This window comes from Arthrobacter saudimassiliensis, from assembly GCF_059090665.1.
The window spans coordinates 313,624-331,772 of sequence record NZ_JBNHFX010000003.1 but is presented as its reverse complement, the minus strand read 5'-3'; the positions used below and the strand labels follow the sequence as shown (position 1 = coordinate 331,772).

The following is an 18,149-nucleotide window of genomic DNA, read 5'->3' as shown; positions in this document are numbered from 1 at the left end:
CCATGGGAGAACGCGCCCGCACCGCACTGGCCTGCTCACTGGGCTTCGCGGCGGTGCTCTGGGGCGTGTTCATCCTGACCGTGTTCTCCGGCGGCGGGCTCATCCGCGAACTGGGGATTGCCCCGCGCCGGGTGGACGGACTCGACGGCGTCCTTTTCGGGCCGCTGCTGCACGCCGGCGTCCCGCATCTGCTGGGCAACACCGTGCCGCTGATCATCTTCTCGTTCCTGGTGCTGCTGGAGGGCGTCCGCCGGTTCCTGCTGGTGGCGGGGATCTGCTGGCTGGCCTCCGGCCTCGGCGTGTGGATCTTCGGCAGCGGCCTGACGGTCGGCGTCTCGGGAGTGGTCTTCGGGCTCTTCGCCTATCTGCTGGTGCGCGGGTTCTACAACCGCAGCGCCGGGCAGATCCTGCTGGCCCTGCTGCTGTTCGCCGTCTTCGGCTCCATCCTCTGGGGCGTGCTGCCGGTCAGCTTCGGCGTGTCCTGGCAGGCGCACCTGTTCGGAGCCGCCGGCGGGGTGCTGGCCGCCGTCCTGCTGCGGCCGCGGCAGTCGGACCCGGCGCTGCCGCAGCGCTGAGCCCGGGCGGCATCCACCGGCCCGTCCGGTGCCGTCAGCGCCCTCCCGGTCGGGTGCCCCGCGTTCCGGCGGTGCAGACGCCGACGGCGGGCGCCTCCGAGGGAGGAGCCCGCCGTCGGCGTCTCGGTGCAGGTGCCTAGCCTGCGTACGGCTTGGCGGAGATGATCTCCACCTCGATGCTCTTGCCGTTCGGTGCGGTGTACGTGGTGCTCTCGCCGGCCTTGAGGCCGTTGATTGCGGCGCCGAGGGGCGACTTTTCGCTGTAGACGTCGATGCTGCTGTCGCCGGCGATTTCGCGGCTGCCCAGCAGGAAGGTTTCGGTGTCCCCGGCAATGCGGGCCTCGACCAGCATGCCCGGCTCGACGACGCCGTCGTCGGCCGGCGGCTCGCCCACATGGGCGTTGTTCAGCAGATCGGTCAGCTGGCGGATCCGGGCCTCAGCCTTGCCCTGTTCCTCCTTGGCGGCGTGGTAGCCGCCGTTTTCCTTGAGGTCGCCCTCGGACCGCGCCTGCTCGATGCGGGCCACGATTTCCGTGCGCCCGGGGCCGGACAGGTGATCCAGTTCCGCCTTCAGGCGGTCGTAAGACTCCTGTGTGAGCCAGGCGACAGGTGCGCTGTTGGTAGACACGGTCTCTCCTTAATGACATCCGGGCCGCTGGACGGCCCGGTTGGCTGACTGCCCGCCGGGCAACAGCCTGACAAGCAAATACCCCGCCGTGCGGTGACCGGAGACCAGATTCCCTGGCGTCCCGAGTCCCTGGCATCACCTGGGGCATCACCTGGCGGGGCTGAACGTAGGTCCATATTAGTTGGGCAACCGGAATAACCCAATACCTGCCTCCGGCGGGCCGGGGCGGGAACGGACGGGTGCTGCGGCACCTCCTGCCCGCGGCGGGCCGGGAACCCGAGGGCGGATCAGGAATCCGCGCCGACCACCCAGCAGGTGTGCACGCTGCCCGTGGTGGCCAGGGACACTGTCCGAAGCTCGGCCCGGTGGTGGGTTACCGACTCCTCGGCGGGGCCGATGGTGACATACTCCCAGCCGACCACGGCGTACCCCTCGTTCAAGGCCTGCACCGCGCAGGTCACCGTCGCCTCGGGGGACTTGGTGAGCTTGAAGTCGACCAGGGTGGAGGTCGCGTCCGGAACGGTGAAACCGACGGGATCGGTCGTCATTTCCGCCCCGGGCGAGGGCAGGGACGCGTACGCAACCGCGGCTACGGCCACGGCCACACCGCCGCCTGCCAGCAGGAGGCGGGACCGGCGGGACAGCCCCCGCTTGGGCGCCCCGTACCGATTGGCTAGGCTGGGAGCGGAGGCAGCTTCGTCCGAAGGCCTCCGATGGTCCGCGGGGTCCTGGGTGCTCACCCGATAAGTCTACCGAACCGCGGTCCGTCCCTTCCGCACAAACGTTCAGGAGCTCTGCCTTGTCGATGTCCTCTTCGGCACAATCCCCGTCGCTCCGGCCGCAGCACGGAGCGCTCAGGCTGCTGGCCGTGCACGCCCATCCCGATGACGAAGCGAGCAAAGGCGCCGCCACGATGGCCTCCTACGCCGCCGCCGGCGTCGAGGTCATGGTCGCCACCTGCACCGGCGGAGAGCGCGGCTCGATCCTGAACCCGGCCATGGAAACGAACCCCGCGGCCAAGCGCGACCTCGCCGGGCTGCGCCGCCGGGAAATGGCCGCAAGCCGGGACGTGCTCGGGGTCCGGCACCGCTGGCTGGGCTTCATGGACAGCGGCCTGCCCGAGGGCGATCCGCTGCCGGAGCTGCCCTTCGGCTGCTTCGCCCGCCAGCCGCTGGAGACGGCCGCCGCTCCGCTGGTGCGGCTGGTCCGCTCCTTCCGCCCGCATGTGATCCTCAGCTACGACGAGAACGGCGGCTACCCCCACCCGGACCACATCATGGCGCACCGGATCGCCGTCGAGGCGTTCCACGCGGCCGGCGACCCGGAGCGCTACCCGGGCACCGGAGCGGCCTGGGAGCCGCTGAAGCTCTACTACGACCGGGCCTTCAACCCGGAGCGCTTCCTGGCGCTGCACCGCGCCCTGGAGGAAGCCGGCCTGGAGTCCCCGTACGCGGCCCGGCTGGCGGCGGTGCTCGAGAGCGACAGCGAAGGCCACCAGCCGCCGCAGCCCACCCACCCCACCACCACCCAGATCGAATGCGGTGAGTGGTTCGACACACGTGACCGGGCACTCATCAGCCACGCCACCCAGGTCGACCCGCAGGGATTCTTCTTCGCCGTCAGCACCGATCTGCAGCGCCGGGTCTGGCCCTGGGAGGACTATTCCCTGATCGAATCCCGCGTACCGACCGAACTCCCTGAACGCGACCTTTTCGCTGGCATACGATAGAGGGCGGGTGAGCAAGCCGCCTGCCTGCCGCAGCAGAAGAAAGACAGACCCGTGAACCTCCTTTACAGCCTGCCCCTGACCGTCAACCCGGTGCCGGACGATGAGCTCAAGGAAGGGCTCACTCCCGACATGGTGACCCCCGGCGTGGCGGGCTTCCTGTTCACCCTGTTCGTGGCGGTCGCCATCTTCCTGCTGATCCGCGACATGGTGAAGCGCATCCGGCGGGTCCGGTACCGCAGCCAGGCGATGCTCGACGAGGAAAACGCCGCCGCCGGAACCGGCGCGGCGGATCAGCCCGACGCCGGTACCTCCGCCGGCCCCGGAGCCGAAGGCTCCGCCCCCCGCACCGGATCCAGGGGCTGACCCGTGGGCCGGCGGCTGCAGGACCAGGCCTCCGCCTATCTGCGCCAGCACGCCGGCAACCCGGTGGACTGGTGGCCCTTCGGCGCTGAGGCGTTCGAGGAAGCGCAGCGCCGGCAGGTGCCCGTCTTCGTCTCGGTGGGCTACGCCGCCTGCCACTGGTGCCACGTCATGGCCCACGAGTCGTTCGAGGACCCGGAGACGGCCGAGTACCTGAACCGGCACTTCGTGAACATCAAGGTCGACCGCGAGGAACGCCCCGACGTCGACGCCGCCTACATGGGTGCCGTCCAGGCCATGACCGGTCAGGGCGGCTGGCCGATGAGCGTCTTCACCCTGCCGGACGGACGCACCTTCTACGCGGGCACCTATTACCCGCCCCGGCCCGTCCAGGGCATGCCAGCCTTCCGGCAGGTGCTGGAGGCGGTGAATGAGGCCTTTACCGCCCGCCGCGCCGAAACGGAGGAGGCAGCCGCCCGGATCGCCGCGCATCTGGCCGGCGCCCAGCAGGGAAACCGGCGGCTGCTGGGGCCCCTGGACATGAGCGCCTTCTCGCCCGAAGGCAGCGCCGCCGACGTCTCCGCGGCAGCCCTCTCGCAGGCCGTGGAAACCCTCGCCGACCAGGAGGATCCCGCCTACGGCGGTTTCGGCCAGGCACCCAAGTTCCCGCCGTCGACCGTCCTGCGTTTCCTGCAGCTCCACGCCCGCTCCGATTCCTCCACCGCCGACGTCGCGGCGGGGCTGGCCGGGCGGACCCTGGCCGCGATGGCGCTTTCGGGAACCTATGACCAGCTTGAGGGCGGCTTCGCCCGATACGCCGTGGACCGGCGCTGGGCGGTGCCGCACTTCGAGAAGATGCTCTACGACAATGCCCAGCTGGTGCGCCTCTATGCCTGGTGGGCCCGGGACGCGGCTCCCGCCGACCGCCCGCTGGCCCTTCGCACCGCCCTGGACACCGCGGACTGGATGATCTCGCAGCTGCAGGTAGCGGGCGGCGGGTTCGCCTCCTCCCTGGACGCCGACACCGTCATCGACGGCCGGCGGGTCGAGGGCGGCACCTACGTGTGGACCCGCGCCGGGCTGGAGGAGGTCCTGGGCGCCGAGGACGCCGGGTTCGTGGCCGAGCTGATGGATTTCGAGTCCGGCGCGGTGGAGGACGGGGCGTTCACCCTGCATTTCGCCCGCCGGCCTGCCCCGGCGGATGAGGAACGCTGGCTGCGGCTGCGCCCGCGGCTGGCCAGGGCCCGGGACGCCCGTCCGCAGCCTGAACGGGACGCCAAGGTGGTGGCCGGCTGGAACGGCCTGGCCGTGGCCGGGCTGGCCGACGCCGCCGCGGTCGCCGCCGATCTTGGCGACGCGCTCACCGCGGAGCGGCTGCTGGATGCGGCCCGGGCGGCGGCCGCCTATGTCCTGGACGTGCATGTGCAGGACGGCAGGCTGCTGCGCACCTCGCACGACGGCGCGGCGCAGGGCATTGAAGGACTGCTGGAGGACTATGCGGGGCTGGCCGAAGGGCTCTACACGCTGTTTGCCGCCACCGGGGAGGTGCGCTGGTACCGCGAGGCGGAGTGGCTGCTCGCCACGGTCGAGGAGCGCTTCCTGGCGGAGGGCCTGCTGCGGGATACGGCGGAGCAGACCGAGCAGCTGGTCCGGGCGCAGGGCACCGCAGCGGCGGCGGACCCGCTGGACGGCCCCGCTCCCAGCGGCACGGCCCTGTTTGCCGGCGTGCTGCTGACCTCAGCCGCCTACACCGGTTCCGCCCGTCGCAGGGCCATGGCCGAAAGCCTGCTGACCCACGCGGCCCTGCTGTCGGTGCGCGCCCCGCGCGCCGTCGGCTGGGCCATGGGCGTGCTGCAGGCCGCCGTCGCCGGTCCGCAGGAACTGGCCGTGGTGGGCTCCGACGGCGCCGAGGTGGCCGCGATGCTCGCCGAGGCCCGCAGGGACGGCGGACCCGGCATCGTGATCGCCCCGCGGCTGCTGAACGGCGCGCAGCCCGACGCCGGCTCCGCAGCGGCGGCCGCAGCAGCCGTCTCCGCCGGGGCCCGCGCGGTTCCGGATGTGCCGCTGCTGGCCTCGCGCGGGGCCGGCGACGGCGCCCGGGCCTACCTGTGCCGGGGCATGGTCTGCGCCCGGCCCGTGGACACCGCCGAGGAGCTTGGCGAGCTGCTGCGCGGCGAGTAGGCCCCGCGGCTCGGCCCGCGCGTCGCGGTCAGGGCCGAACGGCGAGGACGGCCATCATGATGGCTGCGTAGTGCGCGCTGAATCCCGCCAGCGTGAAGGCGTGGAAGATCTCGTGGAAACCGAACCACTCGATGGACGGGTTGGGACGCTTCATCGCGTAGATGACCGCCCCGGCGATGTACATGACTCCGCCGACGATGACCAGGATGGCGGCGGGCAGGTTGACCGACCAGAAATCGGGAATGTAGAAGACGGCCGCGAGTCCGAGGGCGATGTACACCGGGGTGTACAGCCAGCGGGGCGCGTTCAGCCAGAGCAGGCGGAACGCGATGCCGGCCAGGGCACCGGCCCAGATGATGATCAGCAGCAGCCGTGCCTTGTCGTGCGGCAGCAGGGACCATGCCAGCGGCGTGTAGGAGCCGGCAATGACGAGCATGATGTTGGTGTGGTCCAGGCGTTTGAGGACCTTCTTGACCGGAGGGGACCAGTTGCCGCGGTGGTAGACGGCGGAGACGCCGAACAGCAGCACACCGGTGGTGGCATACACGGCGGAGGCGATCCGGGTGCCGGAGGTGGGGGCAAGGGCCACCAGGATGATGCCGGCGATAAGGGCCAGCGGAGCGGCACCCAGGTGCAGCCAGCCGCGCAGCCGCGGCTTGATGTCCAGGATGTCGGCCACGGTCTCCACCGCGGATTCGACCGGTCCCGGAGAGCGCCGCGACTCCGGATCGTGCTCGGGCAGGGCTGAGGACTGACGGGAATCCATGACTGCCATCCTAACCTACGGACCGGTAAGTTACCGGTTGGTAAGCAGGGGGAGGGGCGGGCAGGCGGTAACCTTGGAACTGCCCGATCCACCCACCGATTCCCGAAGGCAGGTGAGAGCCCCGTTGCGCTTTCCCGGCATCGCCTACGCCTGGTACGAGCGTCGCCTGCGGCAGAGCCTGCCCGCGGAGCGGCTCCCTGAGCACATCGGCGTCATGGTGGACGGCAACCGCCGCTGGGCGCGCCTGGCCGGCGCTCCGACCCGGGACGGGCACCAGGCGGGAGCCGACAAGATCCTCGAGTTCCTGGGCTGGTGCCAGGAGCTGGGCGTCCGGGTGGTGACGCTCTATATGCTCTCCACCGACAACCTCAACCGAGACCCCGAGGAGCTGGAACCCCTGCTGGGGATCATCGGCAACACGCTCGACCGGCTGGGAGAACAGCGGGACCTTCGCGTGCAGCCGGTCGGTGCCCTCGACATCCTGCCGGAGGACCTCGCAGCGCAGCTCTGCCGCCTGGGGGAAAGCACCGCCGGCGGCCAGGGGCTGCACGTGAACGTGGCGATCGGCTACGGCGGGCGCCGCGAAATCGTGGACGCCGTCAAGGAGCTGCTCCGGGACGCCGAGGCGAACGGGCGCAGCATCGCCGAGGTCACCGAGACGCTCACCGATTCCCAGATCTCCGAGTACCTCTACACCAGGGGCCAGCCGGATCCGGAGCTGGTGATCCGCACTTCCGGCGAGCAGCGGCTTTCGGGGTTCCTGATGTGGCAGAGCGCGTACAGCGAGTTCTACTTCTGCGAAGCGCTCTGGCCCGATTTCCGGCGGGTGGATTTCCTGCGCGCCCTTCGTGACTACGCCAGCCGGCAGCGGCGGTTCGGGTCCTGAACCATGCGGGCCCACAGCCGACGGGAAGTGGGCCTGGCGGCGCTGCTCGCCGCCAGCGCCGGCTTCGTTGACGCTGCCGGCTTCATCCATTTCGGCGGCTGGTTCGTGGCCTTCATGACCGGAAACTCGACCCGCGCCGCGGCGTCGCTGGCCGCCTTCTCCCTGGAGGGATTCCTGGCCGCCTTCGCCTTGATCGCGGCCTTCCTGGCCGGCGTCGTCACAGCCTCCCTGCTGCGCCGGGCCGTGCCGTCACGGCCTGCGGCCACTGTCTGCGCGCTCGTGGGCCTGCTGCTGGGCGCCTGGGCCAGCGTGGAGCCGGCCGGTGTGCTGACGGCACCGCTGCTGTCCCTGGCCATGGGCGCGCTGAACTCCGTCTTCGAACGGGACGGGGAAGTGAGCATCGGGCTGACCTATATGACCGGAACGCTGGTGAAGCTTGGCCAGCAGATCGCCGCCGCGCTGGCCGGCGGCAGGCGGACGGGTGCCGGGCGGTACTTCCTGCTCTGGGCGTCCCTGACTGCCGGGTCCCTGGCCGGCGGACTCGGGTACCTCGCCGTCGGCCTGGACTGCCTGCCGGCCGCCGCCGCCGTCATTCTGGCCGTCGGTCTCCGCCTGGCCACCCGCACTCCGCGGCCCGGGGAACGGCCCAAGGCCAACGCCGGGTGAATTCCCGTCCGCCTCCCCGTGTCACGGTGCACGGTAGGCGGCGGCGGGCGTACCTTGGTGCTATCAATCAGCCAGACGCTGATGAACCGGAGGCCGGATGCACACCAGACGGGTGGTCCAGGCCGCGGCCGGCCCCCGTTCCGGCCTGCGGCAGCTTACTTCGACCCGGGGCCGCCAGGCCCCTGACTGGAGACACCGTGGCCGCCAACATCACCATCCGTCCGGACGAGACCGCCGGCTCCGGAGCCCGGGGCGCCGTCGAAAGCAGCTTTGTCCTCGACACGTCGGTGCTGCTTTCCGACCCGGGCGCGCTCTTCCGCTTCGCTGAGCACGAGGTGATCCTGCCGCTGGCGGTGATTACGGAGCTGGAGCACAAACGCCACGATCCGGAGCTGGGCCTGTTTGCGCGCAGCGCGCTGCGCAACCTCGACGACCTGCGGGTCGAGCACGGCGGCCTCGCCGATCCGGTGCCCCTGCCGTCCGGCGGCACCCTGCGGGTCGAGCTGAACCACATCGCCCTGGACGTGCTGCCCGCCGGCATGCGGGGCCCGGACAATGACAGCCGGATCCTGGCGGTGGCCTGCAACCTTGCCGCCGGCGGCCGGAACGTCACGGTCGTTTCGAAGGACCTGCCGCTGCGGCTGCGCGCCTCGGCGCTGGGCCTGGCGGCGGACGAATACCGCAACGGGCTCGTGCGCGACGCCGGATGGACCGGAGTGGCGGAGCAGGAGGTCTCCGAGCAGGACATCGTCGAGCTCTACGCCCACCGCCCGGTGTTCCTGCCCGACGCCGCGGAACTGCCGTGCAACACCGGCCTGGTCCTGCTCTCCGGACGTGGTTCGGCGCTGGCCCGGGTGGGCGCGGACAAACACGTGCGCCTGGTCCGCGGCGAGAACGACGTCTTTGGGCTGCACGGACGCTCGGCCGAACAGCGGCTGGCCATCGACCTGCTCCGCAACCCTGAGGTGGGCATCGTCTCGCTCGGCGGACGGGCGGGCACCGGCAAGTCCGCGCTTGCGCTCTGTGCGGGCCTGGACGCCGTGCTGGAGCGGCGCGAACACCGCAAGGTGATGGTGTTCCGGCCCCTGTATGCCGTCGGCGGCCAGGAGCTGGGCTATCTGCCCGGTACCGAGTCGGACAAGATGGGCCCGTGGGGGCAGGCGGTCTTCGACACCCTGGAGGCCGTGGTGTCGCCGGCCGTGGTCGAGGAGGTCCTGGAGCGGGGCATGCTCGAGGTGCTGCCGCTCACGCATATCCGCGGCCGCTCCCTGCACGACGCCTTCGTGATTGTGGACGAGGCGCAGTCCCTGGAACGCAACGTGCTGCTGACCGTGCTGTCCCGGATCGGCCGGAACTCCAAGGTGGTGCTGACCCACGACATTGCCCAGCGGGACAACCTGCGCGTCGGCCGGCACGACGGCGTGGCCGCCGTCGTCGAGGCCCTGAAGGGCCATCCGCTGTTCGGGCACGTCACCTTGAACCGATCGGAGCGCTCGCCGATCGCCGCGCTGGTGACCGAGCTGCTGGAGGAGGGCCAGCATGGTTGAACCGGGCTGGGGCCGGACGGCTACATCCGGCCCCAGCGGGCCCGGGCGAGGGCGAAGATGCCGTAACAGATGAGCCCGACGGCGATCACCAGGATCACCGGCACGCCGACCGGATACTGCAGCAGCGTCCGGAGGCTGCCGTCCAGCCCGGTGGAGTCCTGCGGCCGATGGTTGAACGCGGCGGCCGCGAACAGCAGCCCGACCAGGACCAGGGCCACGCCCTTGGCTATGTGCCCGACAACGCCGAGCGCGTTGAGCAGGTGCCCGCGGCGGGTGTCCTCGAAGTACCGCAGCTCCGGTCGAAAGCGGCGCGCCGAGCCTTTGTAGATGAAGTAGGCGCCGATCCCCAGGATCAGGGCCCCGACGCCGGCCAGTGCCGGGATGCCCGCAGCGGAGTCCAGGACCGTGCGGCTGAAGGAGGAGATGCTCTCGCCCGAGTCGCGGCCCCGGCCCCGGGCGAAGGAGGCAAAGGTGAGGGCCACACTGCCGTAGATGAAGAACAGCGAGCCGGAGGAAACGGCCTTCGCCGCCCGCGCCCGCAGCTTCTCCCGCCGCATCCGGACCGTGGCCTCCGCCAGCTGCCAGACGGCCAGCGCCGCGCACGCAACGCAGCCGGCCCACATGATCGCCGGCCCGAAGGGCTCCGCCTGCGCCAGCGGGCCGATGGCCCCGCTGGTTTCCGCCTCGCCGTAACCGCCGAGGGCGACCTGCAGGGCGATGCTGCCGATCAGTATGTGCAGCAGCGCCATCACCGCGAATCCGATGCGGGCCGCCACGTCCAGCCAGGGACGGTTGGAGGCACGCTCCAGCGTGGCCGCGGCGCCCCCGGCCGCGCCGCCCCCGTCCGGCGTGCTGTCCAACGGTCGCTCCGAGGCCATTGCCATCCTTTCCTGCGTGCTGCCCGCCGGGCAACGCGGCCCGCCGCGCCACCGTCTTTGTCCACAATAGAACCGCACCGCGCCCTCTGCGGGTGTCCGCCGGGTACCCTGCCGGTCATGGGAGCACTCCTGGGGGACTACGCTGCGGTCGGCGGGCCGGCGGCGTGGTTCCTCGCGGCGGCGCTGGGCCTCTTCGCCGTGCTCGCCGTGCTGCTGGGTGTCGAGGACCTGCGCTCGCACCGGCTGCCCAACCGGCTGGTGCTGCCGGCCTACCCCGCAGCCGCCGTGCTGCTGGGCGGGGCGGCCGCCGCGGCGGGGGAGGCAGGCAGGACCGTGGCCATGCTCGCCGGGGCCGCCGCCCTGTGGCTGGGCTACTTCCTGCTGCGCCTGATCAGTCCTGCCGGGCTTGGCTACGGCGACGTGAAGCTGGCGGGGGTGCTGGGCCTGTACCTGGGGTTCCTGGGGTGGTCCCACGTCCTGGCGGGCACCATGGCCGCGTTCCTCATCGGCGGTCTCTGGGCGACGGCGCTGGTGGCCACCCGCCGGGCGACACTCAAGACCGCGATCGCCTTCGGGCCCTGCATGCTGCTGGGAACGGCGGCGGCCATGCTCCTGCCCGTCCCCGGGTAGGCCTGCCCTAGGCTGGGTTCATGGCTACACCCGAATTCGTCACCTCGCTGCGCGCCAAGATCGGTCACGACCCGCTGTGGCTGCCCGGAGTCACCGCGGTGACCTTCGACGACGCCGGGCGGGTGCTGCTGTGCCGGCGTGCGGATTCAGGGAAATGGGCGCTGATCACCGGCATTCTGGATCCGGGGGAGGAACCGGCGCCGGGCGCGCTTCGGGAGCTGGAGGAGGAAACCGGGGTGGTGGCCGAGGTCGAGCACATGATCCACGCCGGGTCGCACGGGCCCATCACGTTTCCCAACGGAGACGTCTGCCGGTTCCTCAACCTGGCCTTCCGCTGCCGGCGGGTGTCCGGGCAGGCGCGGGTGAACGACGACGAGTCGCTGGAGGTGGCGTGGTTCGCCGTCGACGCCCTGCCCGGACTCAGCGACCGGCACCGCATGCTGATCGATCTGGCGGTCCGGGCCGACGGCGTGCCTGCCTTCGCACGCTGACCGGGCCGGAACGGCCCGGCGCCCCCTCCCCTGCGGGAGGAGGCGCCGAAATACCGGGAGGCCGGCTAGGAGCGGCTGTCCCGGCCGGGGATGTCCGGCCCGGCTTCGCCTGCGTCCTGCGCTGCCGATGAGGCGGCGGGCCCGCCGTCGTGCAGCCCCTCGGATCCGGTGCCGGCGGCCAGCCGTTCGGCTTCGAGCCGCTCGGCCTCTTCGCCGCCGACCGCCTCGCCGCGCGCCACCATGCCGGCCACATCCGAGAGCGGAATCTGCTTCAGGAACAGTGCGAAGACCAGGGCGATGGCCAGGAACGGAATCAGGTACCAGAACACCGGCGCCAGGGCGTCCGCGTAGGCGGTGACAATGCCGTCGCGCAATGGCTCCGGCAGGTCCTGCAGCACCGACGGCTGCAGGGTGGCGGTGGCTTCGCCGGCCGCGGCCGGATCCAGGCCTGCCGAGCCGAAGACGCCCATCAGGTTCTCGGAGAGCCGGGTCGTGAACATCGCGCCGAAGATGGCCACGCCGAGCGCGGCCCCGACTTCACGGAAGTAGTTGTTCGAGGAGGTGGCGGTGCCGATCTGGTCCACGGGCACCGAGTTCTGCACCACCAGGACGACCACCTGCATGATCAGGCCCAGCCCGGCGCCGAACACGAACAGCTGGGTGCAGATCACCCAGACGGGGGTGTCGGCGGCCAGTGTGGTCAGCCAGAGCATGGCGGCGATGACCAGCACGGCGCCGGCGATCGGGTACTTCTTGTAGGTGCCCGTCTTGGTGATGGCCAGCCCGGACCAGATGGAGGTGCCCATCATGCCCACCATCATCGGCAGCAGCAGCAGCCCGGAGACGGCGGCGGAGGTGCCGGTGGACATCTGCAGGAACGTCGGCACGAAGGCGAGGGCGGCGAACATGCCCATGCCCAGGGCGAAGCCGATGGCCGTGGCGTTGATGAAGATCCGGTTGCGGAACAGGCTGAGCGGAATGATCGGATCCTCGGCCCGGCGCTCGACCAGCACGAAGGCTGCGGCGGACGCCAGCATCCCGGCGCCGAAGGCCAGGGTCAGCGGATCGGTCCAGCCGCGCTCGTCGCTGCCGCCGAAGTCGGTAAAGAAGATCAGGCAGGTGGTGGCGATGGACAGCAGCACGACGCCGGCGATGTCGATGCGCTGCCGGATCTTCTTTCCGGGCAGGGTGAGGGTGAAGAAGGCAATGGCGAACGCCGCAATGCCGATCGGGATGTTGATGTAGAAGGCCCACTGCCAGGTCATGTGGTCCACGAAGAAGCCGCCCAGCAGGGGGCCGCCGACCGCCGAGAGGCCGAAAATGCCGCCCAGCGGGCCCATGTATTTGCCTCGCTCATTGGCGGGCACGATGTCGGCGATGATGGCCTGGGAGAGGATCATCAGGCCGCCGCCGCCCAGGCCCTGCAGGGCGCGGAAGACCACGAAGCCCCAGAAGTCCGTGGCGAAGGCGCAGCCGACGGACGCGAGCGTGAACAGGGCAATGGCGAAGAGGAACAGGTTCCTTCGGCCGAGCACGTCGCCGAACTTGCCGTAGATCGGCATGACGATCGTGGTGGCCAGCAGGTAGGCGGTGGTGATCCAGGTCTGGTGCTCGACGCCGCCGAGCTCGCCGACGATGGTCGGCATGGCGGTGGAGACAATGGTCTGGTCCAGGCTGGCCAGCAGCATGCCGGCGATCAGCGCGGAGAAGATGATCCAGATCCTCTTCTTGGTCAGCAGGAGCGGCTCGGAGGAGCGCGCCTCGGTGGTGGTCATACGGATTCCTTGGGGGAGCGGGGCAGGGAAGGGGCAGCGGGAACCGGGTCCACCGCGGTGAAGACCGAGCGGACCGTGTTCAGCGCCTCGGTGATCAGCTCGCGGTAGGGGCGGGTGTTGCCGGGTGTGAAGAAGACGGGGCCGACGCGCTGCAGCACGGCGTTGAGCACACCGATCATGAGGCGGATCCTGGGGTCGTCGGGGGCAAGGCCCTCGCGCCGGGAGAGAACCCGGGCGAAGTGGTCCTCCGCGTCCTGAGTGCCGCGCAGGACCTTGTGGAGCAGGCGGGGCTCCGCGGCCACGGCGGACTGCAGCTGGGACATTTCGTCCCGGGTCATGGCCATCCGGTCCATCATGGCCTCGGCCAGGTCGACGAAATCGGCGAGGAGGGTTGGCGAGATGCCGTCGCCGGGAAAGCCTGAACCGCCGGCAACGAACCGCTCCACCAGGTCCTCGGGAATATCATCCGTGGGCGAACCGAGAATCGCGTCTTCCTTGGCCGGGAAGTAGTTGAAGAAGGTGCGGCGGGAAATCCCGACCTCCTCGCACAGCTCCTCGACCGTAAAGCCGCCGACGCCGCGCGCGGCGGTCAGCGCGCGGGCTGCTTCGGTAATCGCGATGCGGGTGGCGCGCCGCTTGCGCTCGCGCAGCCCTGATCCGCCGTCCTCCGATGCACTCTCCGTCACGCAGTGAAGTTTTGCACTCTAGAGCAGTAAGTGCAAATTCGGCTGCAGGTGGCCGATCCGGCGGAAGACCGCCGGTTAAGCGAAGGGCGGGGCGTCCGGGCACATGCCCGGACGCCCCGCCCCTGAAGCCGCGCGGTGTCAGGCCTGCGGCGGCCGGGTCATGGACAGCACGTCCAGGGCCGCGTCCAGCTGCTCTTCGGTCAGCTCGCCGCGCTCCAGGTAGCCGAGGTCCTCGACGGCCTGGCGGATGGTCTTGCCCTCCTTGACCGAGTACTTGGCGATCTTGGCCGCGTTCTCGTAGCCGATGAACTTGTTCAGCGGAGTGACGATGGACGGGGACGCCTCGGCCAGGTAGCGGGCGCGCTCGACGTTGGCTTCGATGCCGTCGATCATCTTGTCGGCCATCACGCGTGAGGAGTTCGCCAGCAGGCGGATGGACTCCAGCAGGTTCGCGGCGATCACCGGAATGCCGACGTTCAGTTCGAAGTAACCGAAGGTGCCGGCCCAGGCGACGGCGGCGTCGTTGCCGACAACCTGCGCGGCAACCTGCATGACGGCCTCGGAGATGACGGGGTTGACCTTGCCCGGCATGATCGAGGAGCCCGGCTGCAGATCGGGGATCGCGATTTCGCCGAGACCGGTGTTGGGGCCGGAGCCCATCCAGCGCAGGTCGTTGGCGATCTTGGAGAAGGACACCGCGATGGTGCGCAGCATGCCGGAGACCTCAACGAGCGCGTCGCGGTTGGCCTGGGCCTCGAAGTGGTCGCGCGCCTCGGTCAGCGGCAGGCCGGTGTCGGCGGCGAGCAGCTCGATGACGCGCTGCGGGAAGCCGGCCGGGGTGTTGATGCCGGTGCCGACTGCGGTGCCGCCCAGCGGAACCTCGGCCACGCGCGGCAGGGAGGCCTGCACGCGCTCGATGCCGTAGCGGACCTGTGCGGCGTAGCCGCCGAACTCCTGCCCCAGGGTGACCGGGGTGGCGTCCATCAGGTGCGTGCGGCCGGACTTGACGACCTCCTTGAACTCCTCGGCCTTGCGCTCCAGGGAGACGGCGAGGTGCTCCAGCGCCGGGATCAGGTTGTTGATCAGCGCGCTGGTGGCGGCCACGTGCACCGAGGTCGGGAAGACGTCGTTGGAGGACTGCGAGGCGTTGACGTGGTCGTTCGGGTGAACGGTGGTCTCGCTGCCGGCCTCCTTCAGCGCGCGGGTGGCCAGCTCGGCGAGGACCTCGTTGGTGTTCATGTTCGAGGAGGTGCCGGACCCGGTCTGGAACACGTCGATCGGGAAGTGCTCGTCGTAGCCGCCGCCGGCAACGGCGTCGGCGGCTTCGGCGATGGCACGGGCACGCTCGTCGTCGAGCACGCCGAGTTCGGCGTTGGCCGTTGCGGCGGCCTTCTTGATCCGGGCCAGGGCCTCAATGTGCGAGCTTTCCAGCGTCGTGCCGGAGATCGGGAAGTTCTCCACGGCGCGCTGGGTCTGGGCGCGGTAAAGGGCGTTTACCGGAACCCGGACCTCGCCCATGGTGTCATGTTCGATGCGGTACTCAGGGGAGTTGGTCATGGTTCCAAGCCTAGTCTGCGGCTGCCCCCGTGCTGAAACCTGCGTCACGCCCGCGGGTGGAGCGGACCACTGCCGGGTGGGAGACGGCGCCGAAGCCGGAGACCAGGTCCGCCCCGCCCTCGGCCAGGTGATAGAAGACGCCGACGACGGCGGTGCTGCCGGCCTCGACGGCGGAGGCGATCACCTGGGAGCTTTCCACCAGCCGGGCCGCGGTCTGGCGGGTGTGCTCCACGACCATGTCGTTGACCTCGTTGCTGCCCGAGCGCTGCGCTGCGAGCACCGAGGGCGTGATCCGCTCCACCAGGGAGCGGAGGTGGCCGCCGGGCATTTCGCCGGTCTCCACGGTCTTCTTGGCCTCGGTGACGGCGCCGCAGCTGTCATGGCCGAGCACGACCACGAGCGGGACGCCGAGCGCGGCGACGGAGTACTCGAGGGAACCGAGCACGGCGTCGTCGATCACCTGGCCGGCGGTGCGGACCACGAACGCGTCTCCGAGCCCAAGGTCGAAGATGATCTCGGCGGCCAGCCGGGAGTCGGAGCAGCCGAAGATGACGGCGAAGGGGTTCTGCCCGGCGGCCAGGGAGCTGCGCCTGGAGGCGTCCTGGTTGGGGTGGGAGGCAGTGCCGGCCACGAAGCGTTCGTTGCCCTCCTGCAGCCGCTGCCAGGCGGCGGCCGGAGTCAGGGCGGGGGAAGCGGATTCTGTTACGGAAGCGGGTTCACTCACATAGACAGCCTACTGCGCGTCCGGGCCGGGTGCGGTGCAGGTGGCGGCGGATTACGGGGCGGACCGGCCGGCGTCGCGCAGATCGGCGGCGATGGCCTCGGCCAGGACATCAAACTCCGCCAGGTCTGCGGCGCCGCTGAGGATCACCGTGCTGCCGGCGAATTCGCCGATCAGGTGGGCGTCGCCGTCGGTGCCGTCCCGCAGCTCCCAGGTGTGCCCGCCCGCAGTCCGCTCACCGGCGGGGGCGGCCTGCTCGGCCATCTGCGCGACCCAGGTCGGATTGGCCTGGCTGGTCTGGCTCATGCGGATGAATTCCTCTGTGGGGGAGAGCCAGCCCACTTCCCAGTGGGCCACTCCGTCGGTGGACCCGTTGTTCCAGCGGGCGTAGTTGGCGCTCCAGCCCTCCGGCAGTTCGGGGGAGAGCGGAGCGTAGCCGGCGATGTCTTCGGCCTCGGCGGCGATGGCCGCCACGTCGGCGCCGGGACGCTGCCCCTGCGGAGCGGGGTTGAGCATGACCGCGCCCAGCACCAGGGCCAGTGTGAGGCCGGTGGAGATCAGCATCCCGATGACCGTGGCGTTGGCACGCTTGGCCTGCTTGGCCGTCAGGACGGGGGTGACGGGGGCTTCCGCCGGCCCGGCGGTCTCGGGCCCCGCAGGGGCGGCGGGGGAGGGGGCCTGGCCGGCCCGGGGATCGGACTGCTGCTGTTCACTCACGCCTTCCATGATCGCGCATTCGGCGGACTGCGCCTATTCCGCTGCGCATGCCCGCTTCCCTGTCGGCTGCGGTACCTGCGGGGAGGCCGGGCCGGCTGCCCGGGCGGCCCGGCGTTCTCCGCCGGGCCGGGGTTTGCCGCCACGCTGGCCGTGCCGAACAGGGCGGGGACTATGATCGGAAGGAGAAGGAGCCGCCCGGCGGTTCCCCGCAGGCAGGTCCAGTGCGATTTCGAAGATGAGGTAAGACGTGACCCAAGGTGCCCAGTACTCCACACTTTCCCCCGCCCTGGCAGTCGGGGATGACGAGCCGGACCGGAACCTGGCCCTTGAACTGGTGCGCGTCACCGAGGCCGCGGCCATTGCCGGCGGCCACTGGGTCGGTTTCGGGGACAAGAACGCCGCCGACGGCGCCGCCGTCGACGCCATGCGCTCGCTGCTCTCCACCGTCCACTTCAACGGTGTTGTGGTCATCGGTGAGGGCGAGAAGGACGAAGCCCCCATGCTGTACAACGGCGAGAAGGTGGGCGACGGCAGCGGACCCGAGGTCGACGTCGCGGTCGACCCGATCGACGGCACCCGCCTGACCGCCCTGGGCTACGACAACGCGCTGGCCGTCCTGGCGGTGGCCGAGCGCGGTTCCATGTTCGATCCCTCCGCCGTGTTCTATATGGAGAAGCTCGTCACCGGCCCCGAAGCCGCCGACATGGTGGACCTGCGCCTGCCCGTGAAGCAGAACCTGCACCTGATCGCCAAGGCCAAGGGCAAGAAGATCAACCAGCTCTCGGTTGCCGTGCTGGACCGGGACCGGCACAAGCCGCTGATCCAGGAGATCCGCGACGCCGGTGCCCGCACCCGGATGATCATGGACGGCGATGTCGCCGGCGCCATCGCCGCAGCCCGCGAGGGTACCGGCGTCGACGCCCTGATGGGTGTCGGCGGAACGCCGGAGGGCATTGTCACCGCCTGCGCCATCAAGGCCACGGGCGGCGTCATCCAGGGCCGGCTCTGGCCGACCTCCGATGAGGAGAAGCAGAAGGCGATCGACGCCGGTCACGACCTGGACCGGGTGCTGTCCACCGACGACCTGGTCACCAGCGACAACTGCTACTTCGCCGCCACCGGCATCACCAACGGCGACCTGCTGCGCGGCGTGCGCTACCAGGGCCAGAAGGTGCTGACCCAGTCCATCGTGATGCGCTCGAAGTCGGGCACCATCCGCGTGGTCAGCGGCGAGCACCAGTCGCACAAGTGGGAGTCCTACGCCCGCCTGAAGTAGGCCGGAACGCAGAGGGGCCGTGCAGGACATCCTGCACGGCCCCTCTGCATGTCCGCGGCGGCGCAGAGTCCACCGCTTTC

The 18,149-nt window shown here is 70.5% G+C and carries 19 protein-coding genes; 10 read left to right on the top strand and 9 right to left on the bottom strand.

Going from position 1 to position 18,149, the window contains the following annotated elements; all coding sequences use genetic code 11:
* Positions 1 to 2 precede the first annotated feature (2 nt).
* Positions 3 to 575, top strand: coding sequence for a rhomboid family intramembrane serine protease (locus AC5RV6_RS12720; protein WP_494007692.1), 573 nt, complete (start codon positions 3 to 5; stop codon positions 573 to 575).
* 136 nt (positions 576 to 711) lie between these two features.
* Here AC5RV6_RS12720 and greA read toward each other — a convergent pair whose 3' ends face one another.
* Together greA and AC5RV6_RS12710 are read right to left on the bottom strand one after the other, a co-directional pair.
* Positions 712 to 1,203: a transcription elongation factor GreA gene (gene greA, locus AC5RV6_RS12715; protein WP_494007691.1), complete on the bottom strand. Its 492-nt coding sequence runs from the start codon at positions 1,201 to 1,203 to the stop codon at positions 712 to 714.
* Between the two features lie 287 nt (positions 1,204 to 1,490).
* On the bottom strand, positions 1,491 to 1,943 hold the full coding sequence (locus AC5RV6_RS12710; RefSeq protein WP_494007690.1) for a DUF4307 domain-containing protein: 453 nt from the start codon (positions 1,941 to 1,943) through the stop codon (positions 1,491 to 1,493).
* A gap of 65 nt (positions 1,944 to 2,008) precedes the next feature.
* On the opposite strand from AC5RV6_RS12710, the gene mca reads away from it, so the two are divergent.
* The 3 genes from mca to AC5RV6_RS12695 are packed head-to-tail and all read left to right on the top strand — an operon-like array spanning position 2,009 to position 5,473.
* On the top strand, positions 2,009 to 2,932 hold the full coding sequence (gene mca / locus AC5RV6_RS12705) for a mycothiol conjugate amidase Mca (protein WP_494007689.1): 924 nt from the start codon (positions 2,009 to 2,011) through the stop codon (positions 2,930 to 2,932).
* A 51-nt stretch (positions 2,933 to 2,983) separates the two neighbouring features.
* A complete protein-coding gene (locus AC5RV6_RS12700) occupies positions 2,984 to 3,295 on the top strand; it encodes a hypothetical protein (protein ID WP_494007688.1) in 312 nt (103 codons plus the stop codon).
* Positions 3,296 to 3,298: 3 nt separating this feature from the next.
* Positions 3,299 to 5,473, top strand: coding sequence for a thioredoxin domain-containing protein (locus AC5RV6_RS12695; RefSeq protein ID WP_494007687.1), 2,175 nt, complete (start codon positions 3,299 to 3,301; stop codon positions 5,471 to 5,473).
* Positions 5,474 to 5,501: 28 nt separating this feature from the next.
* On the opposite strand, the gene trhA is transcribed toward AC5RV6_RS12695, so the two are convergent.
* On the bottom strand, positions 5,502 to 6,152 hold the full coding sequence (trhA, locus tag AC5RV6_RS12690) for a PAQR family membrane homeostasis protein TrhA (RefSeq protein ID WP_494008086.1): 651 nt from the start codon (positions 6,150 to 6,152) through the stop codon (positions 5,502 to 5,504).
* 211 nt (positions 6,153 to 6,363) lie between these two features.
* Here trhA and AC5RV6_RS12685 point away from each other — a divergent pair, with 211 nt between their 5' ends.
* From AC5RV6_RS12685 to phoH2, 3 genes are all read left to right on the top strand, one after another.
* Positions 6,364 to 7,125 (top strand): isoprenyl transferase, encoded by a 762-nt coding sequence (locus tag AC5RV6_RS12685; RefSeq protein WP_494008085.1) that lies wholly within the window; start codon positions 6,364 to 6,366, stop codon positions 7,123 to 7,125.
* Between the two features lie 3 nt (positions 7,126 to 7,128).
* On the top strand, positions 7,129 to 7,791 hold the full coding sequence (locus AC5RV6_RS12680; protein ID WP_494007686.1) for a YoaK family protein: 663 nt from the start codon (positions 7,129 to 7,131) through the stop codon (positions 7,789 to 7,791).
* A 209-nt stretch (positions 7,792 to 8,000) separates the two neighbouring features.
* Positions 8,001 to 9,338 carry an RNA 5'-3' helicase PhoH2 gene (gene phoH2 / locus AC5RV6_RS12675; protein WP_494008084.1) on the top strand — a complete coding sequence of 446 codons (1,338 nt, stop codon included), beginning with the start codon at positions 8,001 to 8,003 and terminating at the stop codon, positions 9,336 to 9,338.
* A gap of 20 nt (positions 9,339 to 9,358) precedes the next feature.
* Here phoH2 and AC5RV6_RS12670 read toward each other — a convergent pair whose 3' ends face one another.
* A complete protein-coding gene (locus tag AC5RV6_RS12670; protein WP_494007685.1) occupies positions 9,359 to 10,216 on the bottom strand; it encodes a DUF1206 domain-containing protein in 858 nt (285 codons plus the stop codon).
* 117 nt (positions 10,217 to 10,333) lie between these two features.
* On the opposite strand from AC5RV6_RS12670, the gene AC5RV6_RS12665 reads away from it, so the two are divergent.
* Both AC5RV6_RS12665 and AC5RV6_RS12660 read left to right on the top strand, forming a co-directional pair.
* Positions 10,334 to 10,846: a prepilin peptidase gene (locus AC5RV6_RS12665; protein ID WP_494007684.1), complete on the top strand. Its 513-nt coding sequence runs from the start codon at positions 10,334 to 10,336 to the stop codon at positions 10,844 to 10,846.
* Between the two features lie 20 nt (positions 10,847 to 10,866).
* Positions 10,867 to 11,337: an NUDIX hydrolase gene (locus AC5RV6_RS12660; protein ID WP_494007683.1), complete on the top strand. Its 471-nt coding sequence runs from the start codon at positions 10,867 to 10,869 to the stop codon at positions 11,335 to 11,337.
* Between the two features lie 65 nt (positions 11,338 to 11,402).
* On the opposite strand, the gene AC5RV6_RS12655 is transcribed toward AC5RV6_RS12660, so the two are convergent.
* From AC5RV6_RS12655 to AC5RV6_RS12635, 5 genes are all read right to left on the bottom strand, one after another.
* Positions 11,403 to 13,112, bottom strand: a complete 1,710-nt coding sequence (locus tag AC5RV6_RS12655; RefSeq protein WP_494007682.1) for an MDR family MFS transporter — start codon at positions 13,110 to 13,112, stop codon at positions 11,403 to 11,405.
* Positions 13,109 to 13,798: a TetR/AcrR family transcriptional regulator gene (locus tag AC5RV6_RS12650; protein ID WP_494007681.1), complete on the bottom strand. Its 690-nt coding sequence runs from the start codon at positions 13,796 to 13,798 to the stop codon at positions 13,109 to 13,111. The genes AC5RV6_RS12655 and AC5RV6_RS12650 overlap by 4 nt, the downstream gene beginning before the upstream one ends.
* A 138-nt stretch (positions 13,799 to 13,936) precedes the next feature.
* Complete coding sequence (locus tag AC5RV6_RS12645) at positions 13,937 to 15,355, bottom strand: class II fumarate hydratase (protein ID WP_494007680.1); 1,419 nt, start codon at positions 15,353 to 15,355, stop codon at positions 13,937 to 13,939.
* A 10-nt stretch (positions 15,356 to 15,365) separates the two neighbouring features.
* Positions 15,366 to 16,079 carry a carbonic anhydrase gene (locus AC5RV6_RS12640; RefSeq protein WP_494007679.1) on the bottom strand — a complete coding sequence of 238 codons (714 nt, stop codon included), beginning with the start codon at positions 16,077 to 16,079 and terminating at the stop codon, positions 15,366 to 15,368.
* A 51-nt stretch (positions 16,080 to 16,130) separates the two neighbouring features.
* Positions 16,131 to 16,793 carry a DUF4245 domain-containing protein gene (locus tag AC5RV6_RS12635; protein WP_494007678.1) on the bottom strand — a complete coding sequence of 221 codons (663 nt, stop codon included), beginning with the start codon at positions 16,791 to 16,793 and terminating at the stop codon, positions 16,131 to 16,133.
* Positions 16,794 to 17,040: 247 nt separating this feature from the next.
* Between AC5RV6_RS12635 and glpX the strand changes: the two genes are divergently transcribed.
* Positions 17,041 to 18,069 (top strand): class II fructose-bisphosphatase, encoded by a 1,029-nt coding sequence (gene glpX / locus AC5RV6_RS12630; RefSeq protein WP_494007677.1) that lies wholly within the window; start codon positions 17,041 to 17,043, stop codon positions 18,067 to 18,069.
* Positions 18,070 to 18,149: the final 80 nt, after the last annotated feature.

What these genes read in the sequence shown, in the direction of transcription:
- AC5RV6_RS12655 (WP_494007682.1), bottom strand. Translation starts at nt 13,112, where the DNA reads ATGACCACCACCGAGGCGCGCTCCTCCGAGCCGCTCCTGCTGACCAAG.
- AC5RV6_RS12720 (WP_494007692.1), top strand. Translation starts at nt 3, where the DNA reads ATGGGAGAACGCGCCCGCACCGCACTGGCCTGCTCACTGGGCTTCGCG.
- AC5RV6_RS12660 (WP_494007683.1), top strand. Translation starts at nt 10,867, where the DNA reads ATGGCTACACCCGAATTCGTCACCTCGCTGCGCGCCAAGATCGGTCAC.
- AC5RV6_RS12670 (WP_494007685.1), bottom strand. Translation starts at nt 10,216, where the DNA reads ATGGCCTCGGAGCGACCGTTGGACAGCACGCCGGACGGGGGCGGCGCG.
- AC5RV6_RS12645 (WP_494007680.1), bottom strand. Translation starts at nt 15,355, where the DNA reads ATGACCAACTCCCCTGAGTACCGCATCGAACATGACACCATGGGCGAG.
- AC5RV6_RS12665 (WP_494007684.1), top strand. Translation starts at nt 10,334, where the DNA reads ATGGGAGCACTCCTGGGGGACTACGCTGCGGTCGGCGGGCCGGCGGCG.
- mca (WP_494007689.1), top strand. Translation starts at nt 2,009, where the DNA reads ATGTCCTCTTCGGCACAATCCCCGTCGCTCCGGCCGCAGCACGGAGCG.
- AC5RV6_RS12680 (WP_494007686.1), top strand. Translation starts at nt 7,129, where the DNA reads ATGCGGGCCCACAGCCGACGGGAAGTGGGCCTGGCGGCGCTGCTCGCC.